General features: G+C 70.2%; 12 protein-coding genes and 1 pseudogene. 7 read left to right on the top strand and 6 right to left on the bottom strand.

Features of this window, described 5'->3' with window-relative positions:
- The first annotated feature begins 136 nt into the window (after nt 1-136).
- On the top strand, nt 137-1180 hold the full coding sequence (locus V3N99_22305; GenBank protein MEO3939448.1) for an XRE family transcriptional regulator: 1044 nt from the start codon (nt 137-139) through the stop codon (nt 1178-1180).
- Between the two features lie 225 nt (nt 1181-1405).
- Nucleotides 1406-1966: a hypothetical protein gene (locus tag V3N99_22300; GenBank protein MEO3939447.1), complete on the top strand. Its 561-nt coding sequence runs from the start codon at nt 1406-1408 to the stop codon at nt 1964-1966.
- Nucleotides 1967-3262: 1296 nt separating this feature from the next.
- Here the strand turns inward: V3N99_22300 and V3N99_22295 are convergent.
- The 5 genes from V3N99_22295 to V3N99_22275 all read right to left on the bottom strand — a co-directional run bounded on the left by V3N99_22295 (nt 3263) and on the right by V3N99_22275 (nt 7324).
- On the bottom strand, nt 3263-3496 hold the full coding sequence (locus tag V3N99_22295) for a histone-like nucleoid-structuring protein Lsr2 (GenBank protein ID MEO3939446.1): 234 nt from the start codon (nt 3494-3496) through the stop codon (nt 3263-3265).
- 95 nt (nt 3497-3591) lie between these two features.
- Nucleotides 3592-3891, bottom strand: a complete 300-nt coding sequence (locus V3N99_22290) for a hypothetical protein (protein ID MEO3939445.1) — start codon at nt 3889-3891, stop codon at nt 3592-3594.
- A gap of 506 nt (nt 3892-4397) precedes the next feature.
- On the bottom strand, nt 4398-5309 hold the full coding sequence (locus V3N99_22285) for a ParA family protein (GenBank protein MEO3939444.1): 912 nt from the start codon (nt 5307-5309) through the stop codon (nt 4398-4400).
- Nucleotides 5310-5487: 178 nt separating this feature from the next.
- On the bottom strand, nt 5488-6186 hold the full coding sequence (locus V3N99_22280) for a hypothetical protein (protein MEO3939443.1): 699 nt from the start codon (nt 6184-6186) through the stop codon (nt 5488-5490).
- Between the two features lie 928 nt (nt 6187-7114).
- Entirely contained in the window at nt 7115-7324 is a 210-nt protein-coding gene (locus V3N99_22275; GenBank protein MEO3939442.1) for a hypothetical protein, read from the bottom strand.
- A gap of 375 nt (nt 7325-7699) precedes the next feature.
- On the opposite strand from V3N99_22275, the gene V3N99_22270 reads away from it, so the two are divergent.
- Together V3N99_22270 and V3N99_22265 are read left to right on the top strand one after the other, a co-directional pair.
- Nucleotides 7700-8332 (top strand): helix-turn-helix domain-containing protein, encoded by a 633-nt coding sequence (locus tag V3N99_22270; protein MEO3939441.1) that lies wholly within the window; start codon nt 7700-7702, stop codon nt 8330-8332.
- Nucleotides 8301-9545 carry an MFS transporter gene (locus tag V3N99_22265; protein ID MEO3939440.1) on the top strand — a complete coding sequence of 415 codons (1245 nt, stop codon included), beginning with the start codon at nt 8301-8303 and terminating at the stop codon, nt 9543-9545. The genes V3N99_22270 and V3N99_22265 overlap by 32 nt, the downstream gene beginning before the upstream one ends.
- Here V3N99_22265 and V3N99_22260 read toward each other — a convergent pair.
- Nucleotides 9542-9952, bottom strand: coding sequence for a hypothetical protein (locus V3N99_22260; GenBank protein ID MEO3939439.1), 411 nt, complete (start codon nt 9950-9952; stop codon nt 9542-9544). The two genes, V3N99_22265 and V3N99_22260, sit on opposite strands and share 4 nt — an antisense overlap.
- A gap of 2503 nt (nt 9953-12455) precedes the next feature.
- Here V3N99_22260 and V3N99_22255 point away from each other — a divergent pair.
- The 3 genes and pseudogenes from V3N99_22255 (at nt 12456) to V3N99_22245 (ending at nt 17350) form a co-directional block, all read left to right on the top strand.
- Nucleotides 12456-12920, top strand: a pseudogene (locus V3N99_22255) (lytic transglycosylase domain-containing protein).
- A 276-nt stretch (nt 12921-13196) separates the two neighbouring features.
- On the top strand, nt 13197-14267 hold the full coding sequence (locus V3N99_22250) for a DUF4913 domain-containing protein (protein ID MEO3939438.1): 1071 nt from the start codon (nt 13197-13199) through the stop codon (nt 14265-14267).
- Complete coding sequence (locus V3N99_22245; GenBank protein ID MEO3939437.1) at nt 14264-17350, top strand: toprim domain-containing protein; 3087 nt, start codon at nt 14264-14266, stop codon at nt 17348-17350. Before V3N99_22250 ends, V3N99_22245 begins: the two co-directional genes overlap by 4 nt.
- Nucleotides 17351-17486: the final 136 nt, after the last annotated feature.

Below are 17486 nucleotides of genomic sequence, written 5' to 3'. Positions count from 1 at the left end.
CCGTCCTCTCGCCTGTCGTCGGCCAGACTCATGGATCAGTGGCGAGGAGACGACCGGGAGGCGACCCGGGAGGCGACCCGGGAGGCGTTTGCTGGGCGCACCCCACGACGGCGACGGAGCGTTGATGGAGCACACGATGGAGCAGGACACCACGACACCACCCCGGTTCGAGCCGGGGAGGCTGCGGCTGGCCCGAGAGTTGCGACAACTCAGCCAGGTCCAGCTGGCAAACGATCTGGGACTCACCGGATCCGCGGTGAGTCAGTTCGAGTCCGGCGCGACGCGGCCATCACCGGAAACCCTGAACGCGATGAGCGTCGTCCTGCAAGTGTCCTCAGCGTTCTGGACCCAACCATTGAACGACACGCATGAAGGGTTCTTCCGGTCGCTGCGCCGCTCCTCTGTGGCACACCGGCGCCGGGCCCGCGCCCTCGGCCACCTAGCGCACGACCTAGCTACCCGCGACACGGGGCGACCCAACAACTTCGTCACCCCCCATGTTCCACATGTGGCCGGTATCGACCTGACGACCGCCGCTCCAGTGATCGAGGCCGCCGCGGCCTACGTCCGCTCCGCCTGGGGCGTGCCCCCTGGCCCGATCCCGAACGTGGTGCGTCTGCTCGAGCAGAACGGGATCATCGTGATCCGCCTTCCCCTAGACACCGCCGACGTCGACGCGTTCTCGCTCCCCTTTGACGACTGCCCCGTCATCGTCCTGGGTTCGGACAAGAACGACCGGGCCCGATCCCGGTTCGACGCGGCTCATGAGCTCGGCCACCTTGTCCTGCACGGTGAGCAGGTCTGGGGCGTCAAGGAAGTCGAACACCAAGCGAACACCTTCGCGGCCGCGTTCCTCATGCCGGAGAACGACATTCGAGCCCAGCTACCCACCCGAGCAGACTGGCCCGCTTTCTTCCGCCTCAAGCAGGAGTGGCAGGTCTCTCTCGCGGCCCTACTCATGCGGGCCCGCACCCTAAAGAGCATCAGCCCAGCTCAGTACATCGGAGCAATGAAGGCCATCTCCGCTCGAGGTTGGCGCCGAAGTGAACCTGTCCCTCTCGGCGCCCCTGAGACGCCCCACCTCCTGCAAGACCTCCTTCTCAACCACGACGCGATAGAAGAAGCCGACCTACCGACCGGCTTGCTCGATGTGCTTGGCCTGACACTCACCACGAAGTGAGCAGGTTCGAGAACATTCGGATGAGCGCAGGTCGCCGCGAGACCACCATGCCACCCACCACGCCAGCCACCCTCCTAAGCACGCCCTCTCGTGACGCCGCCGTCCCGCCGAGACACCGTCGTTGGCACCCGGGAGATGGTGTCCTCTTCACGCCGATCGAAGACGTCCCCCCCGACGTGCTCCTCGAGCAGGAGGTGGGAGTGTTAATGGTCGTAGCCTGCGGTGGTGTTGTTGCCGCGTCGGGCCCGCGAGCAGATGCGGGTGGACTCTGCCCGGTGGGTGGCGGCGCGTCGGGCTGGTCAGACCGTGGCGCAAGTCGCGGCGGCTGCGGGGGCGTCTGCGGCCACGGTCTCGAGGGCGACCTCGGCGCACGGCCCCTTTCCGGTGCTGCACCGGGTCAGCGAACAGGAGCGGGACGACTGGGTCGCGGCCCGTCGGGGCAGATCGACGCCGACGCAGATCGCGGCGCAGGCACCGGTGCGGGTCTCCGCGTGGGCGGTCGCGCAGGCGACCGCACCGTTGGGACCCTTCCCCACGCCGCCAGCGCCTCCGGCCCAGCCGCGGTGGCCCCCGCAAGACGCCGCCCGCTGGGCTGAGATGCGCCGCCGACGCATCCCGATCACCCGGATCGTCGACGACGAGAACAACACGAACAACGCCCGCGACCAGGAGAGTGACGACGGGCAGAGCCACTCCCCCTCCGCCGGGACCGGCCCGACCGGTGGCTCGGCCGGGGGGTGCGCCGCCCGCAGCGTGCTCCACTCCCCCAGGCGTCCCGTCGGATGAGGCTGGTGCGGTGGATCCGCGGGGTCTTCTCGGTCCGGTGGGTTCGGCGGCCGTGCCTGAGACTCCCCAATCGAGGGCCAACCAGTCGAGGGTGGGCCGGGTGACGGTCGGGATGGTCAAGGCCGCCACGAGGCCGGCGGGACCGTTCCCGGCCCCGTTGCTGGGGCCGCCGGGGCTGATCGGGGTGCGGGCGGTTGCGCAGCTGGCGCAGGTGAGCCAGCCGACGATCGCGCATCGTCTCGCGCGGGGCCAGCTGCCGGCGCCGCGGGTGGTGATGTCGTCGGGCCGGGCTGCAGAACCGGCGGCGGGCGGACCCGATGAGGGCACAGAACTGGACCTGGCAGCCCTCGCAGGTGGTGACGCGGCCGGTGCGCTGGCGTGGTCGGGCGGCAGCGAAACGCTGGTTTCGCTCCGCTGCCGCGGCCGGAGACATGGGCAGGCCCTTCTCGACCCGGGCACGGGCGGCCCAGGCGGTGTCCCGGGACGCGGCCAGCGCCCCGCTGGGTTGTCTCGCTGGCGGCGGCGTTCGCGACCTGTTTGGCGCGGATGTCTGCGCTGATCAGCCCGCGGCTGCGGGACAGGCCGTGCTCGAGCCGGTAGACCGCAGCGGTGCCTCCGTGGCCGCGGGCGATGTGCAGACCCAGGCGGGCGAAGGCGGACCCGCAGAGCACGCACAGCAACAGACGGTCGGATGTTTCCTCCAGGATCCCGTACCGGCCGAACCCGTCGACGTCACCGACCTGCATCCCCGCCTCCCGCTGATCGTGCTCACTCCCCGACCCCACTGGCCCGGGCGGGCTGGCCGGGCTGGTCGTGTTGCGGGTCAGCCCCGCTCACGGGCCGCCCTCACGGGCGCTGCTGGGGCCTCGAGTCGTCGCCGACCCAGCAGCCCAGCCGGGGACAGGATCAGTCTCTGCCGCCGTCTCGACGGACCGCCTCGTCTGCTGCGCGGTCTGAGTCCGTCGTGCTGGTGGTGCTGGTGCTGGTGTGGGGCACTGCCCAGCTGTGACGGACGTCGGTTTGTCTAGCTGTCCTCGTCCTTGCTGGCGGGCGGTGTCCTGAACGGCTGCCTCACGCCGCAACCGGTCCGGTCAAGAAGCACAGAAACGTCTAGGGACCGACCCGTTCCGTCCAGGACGCCCATGATGAGCTCCACCGTCATACCCCGAAGTCTGCCGCTCACGAGCACGGCCGGCACCCAAATCCCCGTGGTGCCTGGGGCTCTGCCGGGGTGGTTCGGGGTGTGGTGGGGTGTGGTGTCCCGGGTCAGCGGGGGTCAGCGGGGGTCAGCGGGGGTCAGCGTGGTCGATGCCGGGCGGGTGCCCGGGTCGATCGGGCTGCGGTGCGTGAGGGGCGGGACACGACAGTGGCGGCGGTGATGAAGGGCTCGAGCGCCTGCAGCATCTTCTGCTGGTTCCGGCTCGAGAGGTCGACGGTGTAGACGGTGTCCTTGAAGGAGAACACCACGGTCTGTGCGTCGTCGCTGCCGTCGAGGTCGTCGGTGATCGTGACGATGGTGCGGTGGGCCATGCCCCCATTGTGGCGGAGATGCCCCCCGGCGGGAGGTCCGCCGAGGTACGCCGAGGTACGGCGAGGTACGGCGAGGTACGGCGAGGTACGGCGAGCTACGCCAGGTAGTGGCGGAGGGCGGCAGCGCAGAGTGCGGATCGTGAGGGGGCGTCGTGGGTGGTGACGAGCTGGTCAATGACGTCGACGTTAGACCCCAGCATCCGCATCGAGACGGTGGCCATGGGCTCAGTGGAGGTGCGTGGTGTGGTGCGGCGCAGGAACAGACCGTCCGTGGAGGGTGCGGGGGTGCGGGCGGCGATGAGGTCACCCAGGTGGTCTTGTGTGGCGGCGAGGGCGTCGAGCAGGACCTCCGGCTGGGACAGACGCTCAGCGCGGGCGTGGGTCTTGAGCTGCACGACCAAAGCGGCTGGCAGGGAAAGGGTGATGGGCCGGGGAACATGGCCCCCGGTGTGGGTGGGCCGACGTCCGGGACGTGTCCCCCGATTCGTAGGGTCCACTCCCCCGCTGTGGCCGGCGCCGGCGCCCGCTCGGCCGACAGTGGCACGGGCCGGTGAGGCGGCCGGGACGGCGTCGTGGTGAGGGGGTGCACCGTCGGCATCATCAGGTGTGGGGTGGCTGGCGTTCGGCCTGAGTGCCAGGTTGGGGGCTGGGGCTGGCGATGGGCGGCGTACGGGCGGGCCGGGGAGTCGCGCGGTGCGCGGGGTCGCGGTGGTGGAGTCGACGCGGGCCAGGCCAGGCACGGGCGTCAGTGGTGGTCGGCGAGAGGGCGAGGGCGAAGGCGAGGGGGGTGACGCGGTCCGCGGTGGCTTCCCGCTCGGGTCGTGCGACCTCCCGGGGTGGTCTGGGTTGCTGGCGTGTGGAGGGGTGACAGCTGGTGTCGGGTGAGGAGTGTCGGGGGTGGTCATGCAGAGACCTCGGTGGTCTTCTCGTGCTGGTCGATGCTGGTGAGGATCTCCTGGGTGAGCAGGACGAAGTCTTCGGCGAGGGCAGGGGCGGAGCCGGGGACCCGGTCGGGGCGGCGGCCTTCCTTGAGGGCTTTCCAGTAGGGCTCGGCGTTGTCGACCTGTTCGGCGACCTCGTGGATGAGCAGGCCCTTCTCCTCGGACTCCACCACCGGGGACAGGGCGTGGCGGATGACCTGGCTGAAGACGGGGGCGGCTCCACCGAGGACGGTGGTGATGTCGTCGATGGCGTTGCGGCGGATGACGGTGGCGTTGGTCTCAACGTCGTACAACAGTGCCCCAAGCAGCTCGATGTCGGGATTGGTGCTGCGGACGGCAAGGACTTCGTTGGCGAGGGCACGCAGGCCCTCGATGCTGGTGCGTCCGGGCCGGGTAGGCACGATGATCCAGCGGGTGGCGCCGAGCGCGAGACGCAGCAGGAGCGGCCGCGTCGGCGGGGTGTCGATCACGATGAGGTCGTACTCGACGGCGATGGGTGCCAGGGCCTCGGCGAATAGCTGATGGATGGCGTGGCCGCGTTTGACTCGACCAGCGAGGAGGTCCTCTAGGGTATCTAAGGCCTCTCCCCCAGGCACGACGTCGAGGTTGTCGCGGACACCGGTCAGCAGCGGAGTCAGTGCTGCCCCACTCATCAGGGTGTCGACTAGGTGCTGTCCACCGTCCGACTGACCTTTCCAGCGGTAGCCGAGAATGTGCCCGGCGTTGCCCTGCGGGTCGAAATCGACGAGCAGGACCCGCCAGCCGGCGGTGGCCGCCAGGCCGGCGACGTTGGTCGCCGTCGTGCTCTTGCCCACTCCCCCTTTACCGTTCGCGATGGTAAGGACTCGGGTCAACGCATCATGCAGTGCCATAACGCATATCTTGGCGCATGCACCACCACGGCGCACTGCGACACGCCCTAGTTGTAAGCATTAGAAGCAGCGTTGCTGCATCTCACAAGCACAAAACTAACACGTGCATTAATGCAAGCATTACTGCGATGCGCCCGAGCAGAGTTCTCGGACCACAAGGGTCAGGCAAGTCGCCCGCTTAGAACGGTAGCTCGATCTCGTCGTTGTTGTCATCGAGTTCGAGGTCGTCGGTGAGGTGGGTATAGGGGGTGGGGGTGGGCCAGGCTCCGGGGCGGCAGTGGGTGCAGGGTGTGACGGCTTCGTGGAAGAGGTGCTGGCGGGGTGGGGGGGAGGGGATGAGGTAGGTGATCCAGCCGTGGTCGCAGGCGGGTTGGTGGCAGCGCAGGTGGGTGGGGTCGAGGTGGGCCAGGCGGGGATGGTCGGCGACGGGGTCGAGCTGGCGCAGGAACCCGGCAAGGACCACGGCGGGGCGGGTCCGGATCTGAGTGTCGGTGAGGGGAGTGATCAGGCCGCGGCGGGCGCGCAGGTCGGTGATCGCGTCGGCGAGGTCCTGTGCGGTCCAGACGGGGGTGGCGATGGTGGGGTCGACGAACCGGGTCAGGGCGGGTGCGAGGCGGCCGGGGCGTTCGGTCCGTAGCCAGGGCAGGAGCCCGATGAGCTGATGCGCCGCGTGTCGGGCGTGGGAGTTACCGCCGCCGCGGCGGCGGGCTGGGCTGCGGGCGGGAACCGGTGACGGTCCGGTGGGCTGTTGGGGCCCGGTGAGGGGCTGCTCGTGGCTGGGGGAGTCTCCTGGGGCCGGTGGTGGGGCACCGGGCAGGGTCGGGTCGAACTGGCCTGGTTGCGGCCACGGCGAAGCCGTGTCCGTTTGCTCGCCCATCAGGGCGCTTAGGGGGGTGATGTTGAGGTGAGCTTGGAGGGTGGCTGCCCTACCTCTGGTAGGGGTAACGGAAACTACCGACAAATAGAGAGCGCGTGGGATGGTCAGGGCGCACTCTGTGGATAACCCGCGTTGGCGGGAGCCTCGGCGACGAGCGGCGTAGCACTCGGTGGCGGTGAGCATCCGGCCAAGGAGGACCACGACCTGTAGGCCGAGGAGGCGCGCGATCCGGCGACAGTTGCGTACGGTGTTTGGGGTGCAGCCCATGACCGTCGCGACGGTCGCGGGCCGCACGATGCACCGCCGGCCGGTGCGTTGGTCCTGGGCGTACCCGGACTCGACCCGCGCCCACAGGCTGAACGTGACGGGGGACAGCTCGGCCCGCTTGAGCAAATCCCGGTGGCACGCGATCGCGGTCGGGATCACAAAGGCCAGCCAGTGCTGACGCCCGGACCAGACCTGGATTCCGGCGTAAGCACCATCAGCGGCACGAGAATGCACCCCTCGGTGGGCGTTGCGGTCGCCACGGTCTTCTTGGTGCCACCGGGGCAGTACCCCACGGTCGGACAGGCAGGCGACACGAACGAAGTGGGCGTGCTCGGGTGCGCACGCACGATGGGTGCGCACGGCTCGAGCCGCCTCGATCAGGACATGCGGACCGTCGATCTTCACAGGGCGTCGCCTAGTCGGCGTACCGGTCTCGTGAACGGGTAATTACGGCGGTTGCGGGCGCTGACGGCGACACGCGGGCCGAGTTTGGGCATGGACGCATAACGATGCGTCAGCCCACGGGGTACAGTGGGCACAACGAAGCGCCTCTCTGGCGAGAAGGTGATCGGTCCCGGGTAACCCGGGGAACTAGCTTCGGACGAGGCTCCCGCTGCATACGGGAGCCTTCGTCATGTCAGGGCCCTGCCCTGATCGTGGTCTAGGCGGTCAGGTCAAGCCGCTCTTCCTGGGGCTGGGGTCCGGACTTGCGCCGAGGCTTGGCCGCGCCGAAGACGCGGGCCTCGAGCAGCTGCTGGAGGGAGCTGAATCCCTCGGTCTCGGCCTCGCGCTCGAGGCACGCTCGTTCGGATGGGGTCATCCGGAAGGAGATCCCCACGGAGCGACTCGCACTGCGATAGTCCCTGGCCATGGGCTCCACCCTGTCAGCCACTGAATCCGGATTGGTGGAGGTTGGCTGCCTCGGCGTGTCGGTGAGGGGGTCGGCGCGTGATGTACATCGGCACCTCGGGGCCCCAACGGGTAGTTTGGGGGCGTTGGGACGCCGACGGGCGACCCTGGGAGTCACCTTCCCGCACCAGGCGGTGATCCCTACGATCGGTGCCTTACTTCAGCGAAGGACTTGCTATGCGTCGGTTTCTGGCTCTGCTCTGCATGGTCGTCGCCCTGGCGGCGGCTGCCCCCTCGAGCGCGACGGCTGCGGGGGCCAAGGTGGTGCATCCGATGAAGCACTGCGCCGTCTGCTAACCCCATCTGCTCTTGGTCGTCGTCAGTAGGGTCAGGAACTGTGTCGAGCGAGGACGAGCCATCAGACGAGTTGCGTGCCCTACGACGGTTGAGGGCTGTCGCTGCGGACCCCGTCCGGTTGGACCTCCTGGAGCTCCTGCGCTTGGAGGGTCCGATGACCTACGCCGAGCTCGGACGAAGGATCCCTTCTGCCCGCCGCGGGCTGCGCGCCCACTTGAGGGGCTTGCTCGAGGGGGAGTGGGTGCGTGTCGTCGACGGTGAGGGGCGGGACGCTGTTTGGGCGGCCGATGTGGTCAGCGTCCGGTGGGCCGAGACAGTCGGGGACGATCCCAATGTCGCGCAAGCGGTAGAGGACCTGTGGTGGGGAACGATGCAGCGCGTCATCGAACGGCTACAGGCTTGGTACGTCCAACGTGAGCGCGGTCAGTGGTCCTCCTCATGGGTCGAGGCCTCGATCCAGCGCGATTACTCGTTCTGGCTCACACCGACTGATTTGGACGACCTGGACGATGAGATGGCCGCGGTCTTGGAGCGGGCGCGGGCTCGCTCTGATGTCAACCGGGAGCAGCGGGACCAGATGGCCGGTGGCGACCTCGGCGCTGTCTTCGTGACCGTGGCTGGGTTTCCGTTGTGGCTCGGAGGTGAGCACCGTGGTGACGACGTCAACGGGTGATCCGGTGGTGAGGATCTACCTCGGTCTGATGACCGTTGACGAGGTGGCCGATGCGCTGTTCTATGTCGCATTGGGCTGGGTCGCCGCCAGGGCCGGCTCTCCCGCTCAGGCGGCCGTGATCTTCGCCTCAGGGACCCTGCCTCGTATTGCCTTGCTATTGCTGGGAGGTGTAGTCGGCGATCGACTCGGGGTCGCCAAGGTCGCAGTGTGGTCCTTGGCGGCCCGGCTTCTACTGATGGTCGTGTTCGCGGCACTGCTGATCGGTCAGACGCCAGGGGTTCTTCCCCTGTCGCTGCTGGCCGCCGCCGTGGGTGTGGCGGACGCCGTCCACATGCCAGCGATGCGCGGTGTTGCGGGGCTCTTGGCCGAGGCGGGGGAGCATAGCCGGGTCCAGACCCTGATGTCAGTGGCCTCAAACGGGGCAATCATCGCCGGCACTGTCGGCGGGGGCATCCTGCTGGGCCTCCTCCCGCAGTTAGTCGGCGTCATCGCAGCCGGCCTGCTGGTGAGCGCTCTCGTCTTCCTAGTGCTGCTCCGGCGGCGCGCTGGTGGCCGGCTTGGCGTGACCACGTCAGCAGGACTCTCGGCACGCCAGATGGTCCAGGAGACGGTCAGCACGCTGGTACGTGACCCGGTGAGCCGGTTCGCGCTGCTGTTGTTGTCTCTGTCGAACATGGCTGCTACCGCCCCGCTGTTCTTGGGGATCCCCTTGAAGTCGGTGGCCTACCACTGGTCGCCGATTGTCTACGGCTTGTCGTCGGTGGGCATCTCGGTGGGCTACATCGTGGGTGGCAGCTGGGCTGCCCGCCTGCGCTCTTCCCCAAGTGACGACGCGGCGAGTCCACTACGCCGTCCGGTGTTGCTGATGGTCCCGGCGACGGGAGCTCTGGTGGTGCTCGCCGTCTCGAACTCACCGTGGCTGGTGACTAGCGCCTGCTTCCTCGCGGGGCTGTTTTTCGCTCCCACAGCGGGGATGCTGCGCGGGGCCATTCACGAGCGCACACCGCCGGAGGCCATGGGCCGGGTCAACTCGGCCATTCAGCTCGCTATCTACTCGATGATCCCCGTCGGCGAACTGCTCTACGGAGTGATTGCCGGTGTATCCCTGACGATGGCGGGCCTTGTAATGACGGCCGCCTTGGTTGTTGTCCTCGCGTGGTCTGGCTTGGCCGTGAGGTCCGGAGCGGGCGCCCGAGTCCAGTCGGCTGGCTAGGAGCGCGGTTCGCGGGCAAACACGTCACGCAGCTGGCGCAGCTGAGCGTCGATGGCCAGGTCGACTGCTGCGCGGGTCGCGGGGACCCAGAAGTAGTCCGGCGTAATGGGGACCGGACTGTGCTCGCTGAGCACCCGTCCGATGGCCCACAGGATGCTGCCCCGTGGGTCGGGGTTGACTCCTTGACGGATGCGGTGGATCTGGACGTGTGATGTCGGCGCGCCACGGGCTGCGCTCACCGCGGCCGCCAAGTGGACGTTGTTGTTCCAGTCCCGCCACATTAAGCCCTGCTCGGTCGGCTGGAGCCACCGCAGCCTGCTCAGTAGCCGGTTCAATGCGGCTGGGACGTCGACTGCAACCCGATTGGCGTCGGAGGTCTGGGCGGTGACGCCGGGGGTGGCTGGCATGGCCCCACCCTAGGCTCAACTTTTCATTTCTGAAAAGTTCTTGACCAAGATTTTGCCAAATTTGCTCGCCGCAAACTCACAACGGACCGTCCGCCGGTCCTAACGTTCCTCATAGGTCAGGATCCCGCCATGGGTCCGGACCTAGAAAGGCCGGCCGAGAGCGGTAACTCTCGACCGGCCAGTGAACCCTCACTGCTCCCTAGTCAAGAGCGCGTCAGTCCGGCAAGCCGGATGCTGCACACGGAAGGTCCGTTGGAAATGCTACAGAGTCACCGCTGCCCGCGTGAACGTCTGGCGATACAGCCAGCACGTCATGCCGGTGATGCGTGCAGACGCATGGGGGGTGCCGGTGGCCCGCGGGTCGCCGTCGCTGGGCTGAGCGCCGGTCGGCCGTGTCCTCGTCGTCCCAGGGGATCGGTTGGTCGGGCAGCGCGTGGTGCCGACGGGCGCGCGCGCACCGACTGGGATTGCTGGGCTCTCCGGCGGTCCTGGTCGACGGGCGGGTCGTGTTGTGGAGACGTACGCCGTGAGTGCGTACCTCACCCCCACGGTCCCTCAAGGGTGGCGTCCATCGGGAAGTGCAGTTCTCGACGGACGCCACCTCCTGCCACGGCGCAGGTGGCGTCGGGATGACAGGCGGTGTGGAGGTGTCGGAAGATCTCGACGCCGCTGCGGCCGGCGTGCCCTCTTACCCGGTGGTCCGGTTGACCATCGAGACCATCCCCTCGGTGCTGAAATCTCAGCCACCCGAGGACGAGCCTGACGATGACGGGTGGGTGCAGGGCCTGGTAGATGGCCAGACGGTGTTTGCCGGCACCCGGACCGAGGTCATTGCTCACCTGGTGAGTCGAGCTGCCCACGTGGCGGCCGGGCGTCCCTGCGGTGCGGTACGGGCGATCCTGTCTGGCTTCGAGGACGGTCCGCAGGCTGAGCCGCACGTCGTCGCTGTGACCATCGACGGCGTCTTGCTCCCGTTAGACAAGTCGCCTCAGCGTCAACGAGGGGCGAGAGCGAGTCGTCGACAACTGCTGTCCCTGATGGGCATCGCGGCGCTGTCTGCTGGGGCCGTAGGGGGTCTGTCATGGGCGGCAACCCGCCGTGTTGGCTCAGCTGCGTCGGTAGGTGTGTCAGCACCGCTGCTGGCACGGGCCCGAGTGCAGCTGCCTGTTGCTCCCCCGGCTGGGTATTCCCGAGTGGCTCTGTGGTCGGTTCCGATGCCGCTGGGGTCTGCCCTGGTCGGCTCGAGGACGCCGGGAACTGCAGAGGTAGCGACCGGAGGCGGTCTGGTGTGGGTGCCGTCTGCAGACCGGAAGGTCGTGCAGGCTGTGGACGTCGCCACGGGCCGCGTGCGCTGGTCTCGTGCGGTGGGGGACACATTCACGGGTGGGCCGGTGGTCGTGGTTATCGGGGGACGGCGGCGAATGGTGGTGTGGACCTCATCGCAGGTGGTGGTCCTCGCGGCCTTGACGGGAGAGGTTTGTGCCCGGTGGGCGCTTCCAACGGTGGGGATGCTGGTGGTCGCTGTGGGAGGGGGTGCCGGGTCCGGGGTGGTCGCCATGGGCCCGGGTCAGCATCTGCAGGTCCTAACCGGCTCTGGCTGGATCTCTCGGGTCCTGCCCGCTGGCGCAGCCGTCGTCGGAGTGACGGCCAGCTTGGGGACGACCGGGACGACGTCGACGACGTCGTCGTCCGCTGAGGGGATGGTGCTGGCTGCGGGCGGGGGCCGGGTGTGGGTGGTGTCCTCGGCGTCGGTCGCGGGGGAAGGGACCCCGTTGCCCAGTCCGGCGGGGAGCGTGTGGTCGGGTCCAGTAGCGGTCGTCGACGACGTGCTCGTCGCCGCCTTCACCCCCCAGCGCACCAGAACTCTGGCTGGCGGTGCTGCTGGCCGGGTGGTGTTGCGGGCGTTCCGCGCTGGGGTGGCGTCTGCTGGTGAGGGAAGTGGGTCGGGTTCCTGGGTGCCGGTGTGGACCTCACCGGTGGTGCCGGTGTCGTCCGCGGGTGGGGTTGGTGGGGTGGGGTCACAGGGGTCGGGGGTCGTGACTGGTGCAGTCGCGGTGGCGCCGGACGGGGACTGGGGGATCTACGGGTCGAGCGTCCTTGACCTGCGCACGGGTGGGGTGCACCGGCTCCCGGGCGACTGGGTTACGTCCTGTGTGGGGCCGGGCGGGGCGTTCGGCACGACCGAGGGGTCGGTCGTCACGGTCGGGCCGGACGGTCGTCTTCGGTCCGGCACCCCGCGTGCTGGGGGGACCTTGGCGTCAGCGGTCCCGCCTGTCCCGCCGGTCGCGGTCGTGGCGTGGCCGCCGTCCCATCCGGCAGGTTCTGGACCAGTCCACCCATCGGGTGGGGTCGGGGTGGCGTTGGTGGTGGCACAGGACGGGCCGGCAACGTCGCTGTACGCGGTGCCAGCGCTGGATGTGGTGCCGGCGCTGGCTGCAGATACGGGCGGTGGTGGCGGACGGTGAAGTGGGGTGCGGGGGTGTTTGGTGTGCTGCTGCTGCTCATGCCGGTGCTGGCGGTCACGACCGGCGGGACGTCGCAGGTGGCGACGGCGGCGGCGCGCTCCGGCGGCGGACCTGGACCTGGTGGTGGGGGGCCGGGCGGGGACGAGCTGAACACAGCGGTGGTGCCGCCAGACTATGTGGCGTTGGTAGTGCAGGCGGGGTCGATGTGTGCGGGGGAGTCGGCGCCGTTGATCGCCGCGCAGGTCGAGCAGGAGTCGGGGTGGAACCCGCGCGCGGGCTCTCCGGCCGGTGCCCAGGGGATCGCGCAGTTCATGCCTGGCACGTGGTCGGCGTGGGGTGCGGACTTCACCGGTGACCAGGTCGCCGATGTCTGGAACCCGGGTGACGCGATCCCGTCACAGGGTCGGTTGATGTGCGCCTTGTTCGCCCAGGTGACCGACCTGATGACCGCGGGACGGATCGGTCGGGGGACGGCCGAGCAGAACGCGTTGGCGGCGTACAACGCCGGCCGTCGGCTTGCCGACCGCCACGTCACCGGGTTAGACCGCCCGGCACCCCCCCGCCAGGGCACGACACCAACCCAATCAGCAACAACAGCAACCGAAAGCACCCGGAAGGGGACCACGATGCGCAGTACGCGAGGACGGGCCGGACCGCCCGATGGTGCCGGCGCTGGTGCCGGTGCTGGGGGTGCCGGGTCGCGGGTGTCGCAGCTGGAGGGACGCCGACCAGGGCCCGGCGTAGGTGCACCCCGAAGCCAGACCGCGGGAAGTGCGTCGGTGGAGACTGCGCGGGGGGAGGTCGAAGTCGCGGTGGCGGTGCTGGCGGAGGCGTCCGCGGCCGCCCCGACCGGTGGGGTCCGCGTCGCGGCCGCCGCCGTGGTCGTGGCACGGGAGCGGGCGGAGCAGCTGTCCCGGGCCGTGGCCACCGCTCGCGACGCCGTCGACGACGCCGCGGACGAGCTCGAGGTCCTCACCACTGAGTCCGCAGTCGTCACCACGGCCAAAGCCGAGCCCGACGCGGACTCCGCGCGGCGGGGATCGCGGTCGTGGGCAAGGCGTCGCCGGCAGGAACGGGTCCTGGCCGCGGCCCGCGAGGAGCTGGTCGTCGCGGAGGAGACCCGGGCGGCTGCAGAGGTGGCGTTGGCCGCCGCGGAGGAGGCTCTCGCCGCGGCCAGACAAGCGCCGGCGCTGGAACCATCCATGGTGATCGCGGCCCGGGTGCGGCTGGCCGCAGCCCGGCAGGCCCTGGCCACCGCCGAGGATGACCCCGCGGCCCGGCTCAACGATGGGCAGCCATCCCACCTCGCCGGCGGGCCCGGCCGGTCCGCCGCGCAGGCGACGTCGGCGGGGTCGGCCTCGGCCGAGGCGGGGCCCACGGGCGAGGCGGTGGTGGTGGTGCCGTTCTTCTCCGGGGTGGAGGCGTTCGTCGAGGGGTTCGTGCTGCCGAACTGGCGGCACGGGTCGGGGGCGGGCGTGCGGTGGTGCCGGCAGTGGTGGAAGCACCCCGAAGCGGTCGGCCGACTCGAGGCGCTGTGGGAGGCGTTCGAGGCAATGCGGCTGCAGCCGGCCCCGGCGATCTCGTCGTGGTGGCTGCACCACTTCGACCCCCACCTACGGGCCTTGACCGCCGGCGATGGGGTGTTCGCCGGGTGCACCGCGACGGAGCGGGAGTCGGTGCACTCACCCCGCCCGGACTGGCCCGCGATGCCGCCGATCCCGGGACTGTTCGAGGCCGACCCCGACTCCCCCCGCCAGACCCGGCGCGTCACCCGCGACCTACCCGGGGCGTCTCGTGATCGCGTCACGACCATCCACACCCAGGCTGTTGAGGAAGGAGCACCGGCATGACGTCGGTCCCGCCCACCCCGCACATTCCCTATGAGGAGCTCGAGGTGGGTCACCACCTCGACCAGGCCGTCCGGGCGGCGGTGACCGTGGTCGGGCAGATGCTCGAGCGGGCCGCCCGCTCCACCGCCGACCGCGACCGGCAAGCCGCGCAGGCCCTGCGGGACGCCATGCTGCAGCAGCAGCTTCACACCCCCCAGTCCCGGCCCCAGACTCTTTCGTCGTCGCCCATGTCCGGGCCCGACGATCCCGCTGACCCCACGGACCTGGGGAGAAGTGCCAGTGGCCCAGACGAGTGGGCTGGGCTGGGGGTGCGCGCCAGTGGCTACCTTGACGCGGCCGGCGACTTCTTCGGCGACGCCCCCCATGCTGCCGGCGAGGTCGTGGGCTCTGGGGTTGAAGGGGTGGTGGACGAGGTCACCGGGGGTGTGCGCCCGGGGGCGCCGGCAGGGGAGGGGCAGGTGTCGGCGCGGCGGGTGGCGTGGGCGTGGTCGCTGGCCATGGCCGACATCGCCCGCGACCCCGCCGACGCCGACGCGGCCGCGGCGGCGGCCGAGCTGCACGACTACGCCCGGCTGCGCTTCGACGGGCTCGACCTGGCCGCCGCCGTCTCTCCGCCGACTGAGCGGACGACCCAGAGGACGCCAAAGCAGACGACAGAGCGGACGACCGGGCACCGGGACAACGGCCGCCCCTCACCGATCCACACCCCTACTCCCGCCGCCGCCGCACCAAAGGAAGCCACGGTGACGGGGGAGGTCTCACGGGTTGCGGTGCTGGTGCCGCCCGGTCGGGCCAACCCGGACCGGGGCGTCGCCCCGAGCAAGGCCGGCACCCCCGAGGAGGCGGCCCATCGGCGGCAGGCCTGGGCGCAGGCCCGAAAGGACTGGGAGACCTCCCGCCCCGACCTCGACACCCCGACCGCCCGCGACAGCGGATGGACGGTGCTGTCCATGCCGGACAAGACCCGCCGGTACTGGCAGGCCTACGACACCCCCACCACCCGCACCGTCACCACCACCACCGACCGCGCCGCCGAGCTCGGATGGGCCGCACCGACCTCGAGCACCGCGGCCGAGGCGACCGGGGCGTCGTCGGACTCGTCGGCGAGGACGGCTGGTGCCGGCGAGGGGTCAGACGGGGGCACCCCGCGGGGGGCGGTCGACCGGGGGATCGCGCCGTCGAAGGCGGCGACCCCGGCCGAGGCGGAACGGCGACGGCAGGCCTGGCGGGCTGCGGAGGACAGCTTCACCTCGACCCTGCCCGCCGGCACGGGGCCCACAGATGCTTCTGCCGCATGGGAGGGACTGTCCTGGCAGGACAAGGCCCCCCTCTACTGGAGAGCGTACGAACAGACGCCCACCGCAGCAGAAACTCCCGTCTCGGGGGTTGCCATCACGTCACCACCAGTCGCTGCTCCCGACTCTTCCTCACGTCTGACGGGGACCGCGGACGGCACCGGGCGGTCTACGGTCGCACCGGTTCGGTCTCTCTCGGCGCGTGGCGAGGTGGGCGGAGGAGCCGAGCCGGGTGAGGTATCCGGGGTGTCGCGGGCACGGGTCGTCGAGTTGAACGTTGCCGCGGCGGATTGGTTCGCCGCCCAGGCCGGGCCCGGCAGCCGCGGCCGTACGTACCTTCAGGACCGGGTCGGCGCCGACGTCACCGCGGCCAGCTTGCCCGTCGCTGCCACAGCGCCGCCGGGGATGGCGATCCCGGCAGCAGAACCGCAGTGGCGACTGGGGTACGCCCCGCCGGGATGGACCGGGCTGGTCGACCACCTCCGCCAGGCAGGGGCCCGCGACGAGGAGCTGCTTACCGCGGGACTGGCCCGGACCTCGTCCCGCGGCACCCTCATCGACGTCTTCCGGGACCGGGCCATGGTCGCGATCCGCGACCGCGACGGCGATGTCGTCGGGTTCGTCGGCCGCGACCTGTCCGGGCACGCTGCCGGAGTGAAGTACGTCAACACCGGCCAGACCCCGGCGTTCCGCAAAGGCGACCACCTCCTCGGCGCGTACGAAGCACTCCATGCACCAGCCGCGAGGGTCATGCGGACCGAGGGCCCCTTCGACGCGATCGCGGTCACCGCCGCCGGCGGTGGGCAGACCGTCGGGGTCACACCCCTCGGGACGGCGCTCACCCCCACCCAGGCCGAACTGCTGGCCAACCTCGCGAACAGCCGCGATGCCGCCTGCGGCCACGGGAGGGTGTGGATCGCGACGGACGCCGACCCCGCCGGCCGGGCGGCGGCCGCCCGAGACTTCTGGACCCTGCGCCAGTACGCCCAGTGCGTGGACGCCCGGCTGCTGCCGCTGCCCACCGGGACCGACCCAGCCCAGCTGTGGCAGGACGAGCCCGCCACGTTGCGCCTCCTGCTCCAGGTCGCGGACGATGCACCCCCGGCGGCCGTGGCCGCGCTCGATGACGCCATCACCCGGTTACGACCCAGCCTGGTCGCCGGCGACCCGGACGCACAGGAGCAGGTCGCCGCCGGGTTCGATCTGGCCATGGACGGGGCGACGGACGTGGACCGACGCCAGGTCGGGCAGTACCTGGACCGGCGCCTCGACCAGGAACGCCCTTCGGCGGCAGCTGAGGATCCGGACGGCCTGCTCTTCGATGCAGCGATCGAGGAGCCGGCGTGGCTGGCCGGTAGCCCTGTTGCGGAGCCATCCGGCTCGGCGGGTGAAGCACACGACAGACTCCCTCCTGTTGACGCAATGGACAACGCACCTGGGGACGCGCGCGTGAACAGCGTCGGCGCCCGCGACGGCGCCGCCACCGATGAGGGAGGCGCGGAACCGACCGTTGACGAGCTGGCCTCCCTACCGGCCGCGGAAGGCCCCGTGGTGTACGACCGTTCGAGGACGGCCTCACCGAGTGCTGATAGCCCCGAGGTCGAGTCGGGCGCACCGGCGGATCGAGCCGGTGCCGGCGAGGGTCTGTACGCGCGGCAGGTGTCGGCTACGGCGTTTAGCCGCACTACCCGTGACACGCTCGCCGCCGGCGGGCCTCCTGTTTTGGACCCTCGACTTCAGCCCGGTGTCTCACCCGACCGTGTTCGTGGTCGGGCTCACCGTCGCTGACCCGGGTCGGGTCAGCTCCGATCCCCTCGAGCATTCTCTTCGGGAGCGGCATCCGCTGGCGATCCTTCGGAAGGAGAACCGTGGGGGGTGCGGCCGTCTGCACACCCCCCGTCTTGGTGCCTGGTGACAACCCGGC

Source organism: Dermatophilaceae bacterium Soc4.6 (assembly GCA_039889245.1).
GTDB lineage: Bacteria > Actinomycetota > Actinomycetes > Actinomycetales > Dermatophilaceae > Lapillicoccus.
This window is presented reverse-complemented; position numbering and strand designations above follow the sequence as displayed.

Excerpts from the sequence above, each read along its gene's own strand:
- V3N99_22245 (MEO3939437.1), top strand. The coding sequence starts at position 14,264 with ATGACGTCGGTCCCGCCCACCCCGCACATTCCCTATGAGGAGCTCGAG.
- V3N99_22260 (MEO3939439.1), bottom strand. The coding sequence starts at position 9,952 with ATGCCAGCCACCCCCGGCGTCACCGCCCAGACCTCCGACGCCAATCGG.
- V3N99_22280 (MEO3939443.1), bottom strand. The coding sequence starts at position 6,186 with ATGGGCGAGCAAACGGACACGGCTTCGCCGTGGCCGCAACCAGGCCAG.
- V3N99_22295 (MEO3939446.1), bottom strand. The coding sequence starts at position 3,496 with ATGGCCCACCGCACCATCGTCACGATCACCGACGACCTCGACGGCAGC.
- V3N99_22305 (MEO3939448.1), top strand. The coding sequence starts at position 137 with ATGGAGCAGGACACCACGACACCACCCCGGTTCGAGCCGGGGAGGCTG.
- V3N99_22275 (MEO3939442.1), bottom strand. The coding sequence starts at position 7,324 with ATGGCCAGGGACTATCGCAGTGCGAGTCGCTCCGTGGGGATCTCCTTC.
- V3N99_22285 (MEO3939444.1), bottom strand. The coding sequence starts at position 5,309 with ATGGCACTGCATGATGCGTTGACCCGAGTCCTTACCATCGCGAACGGT.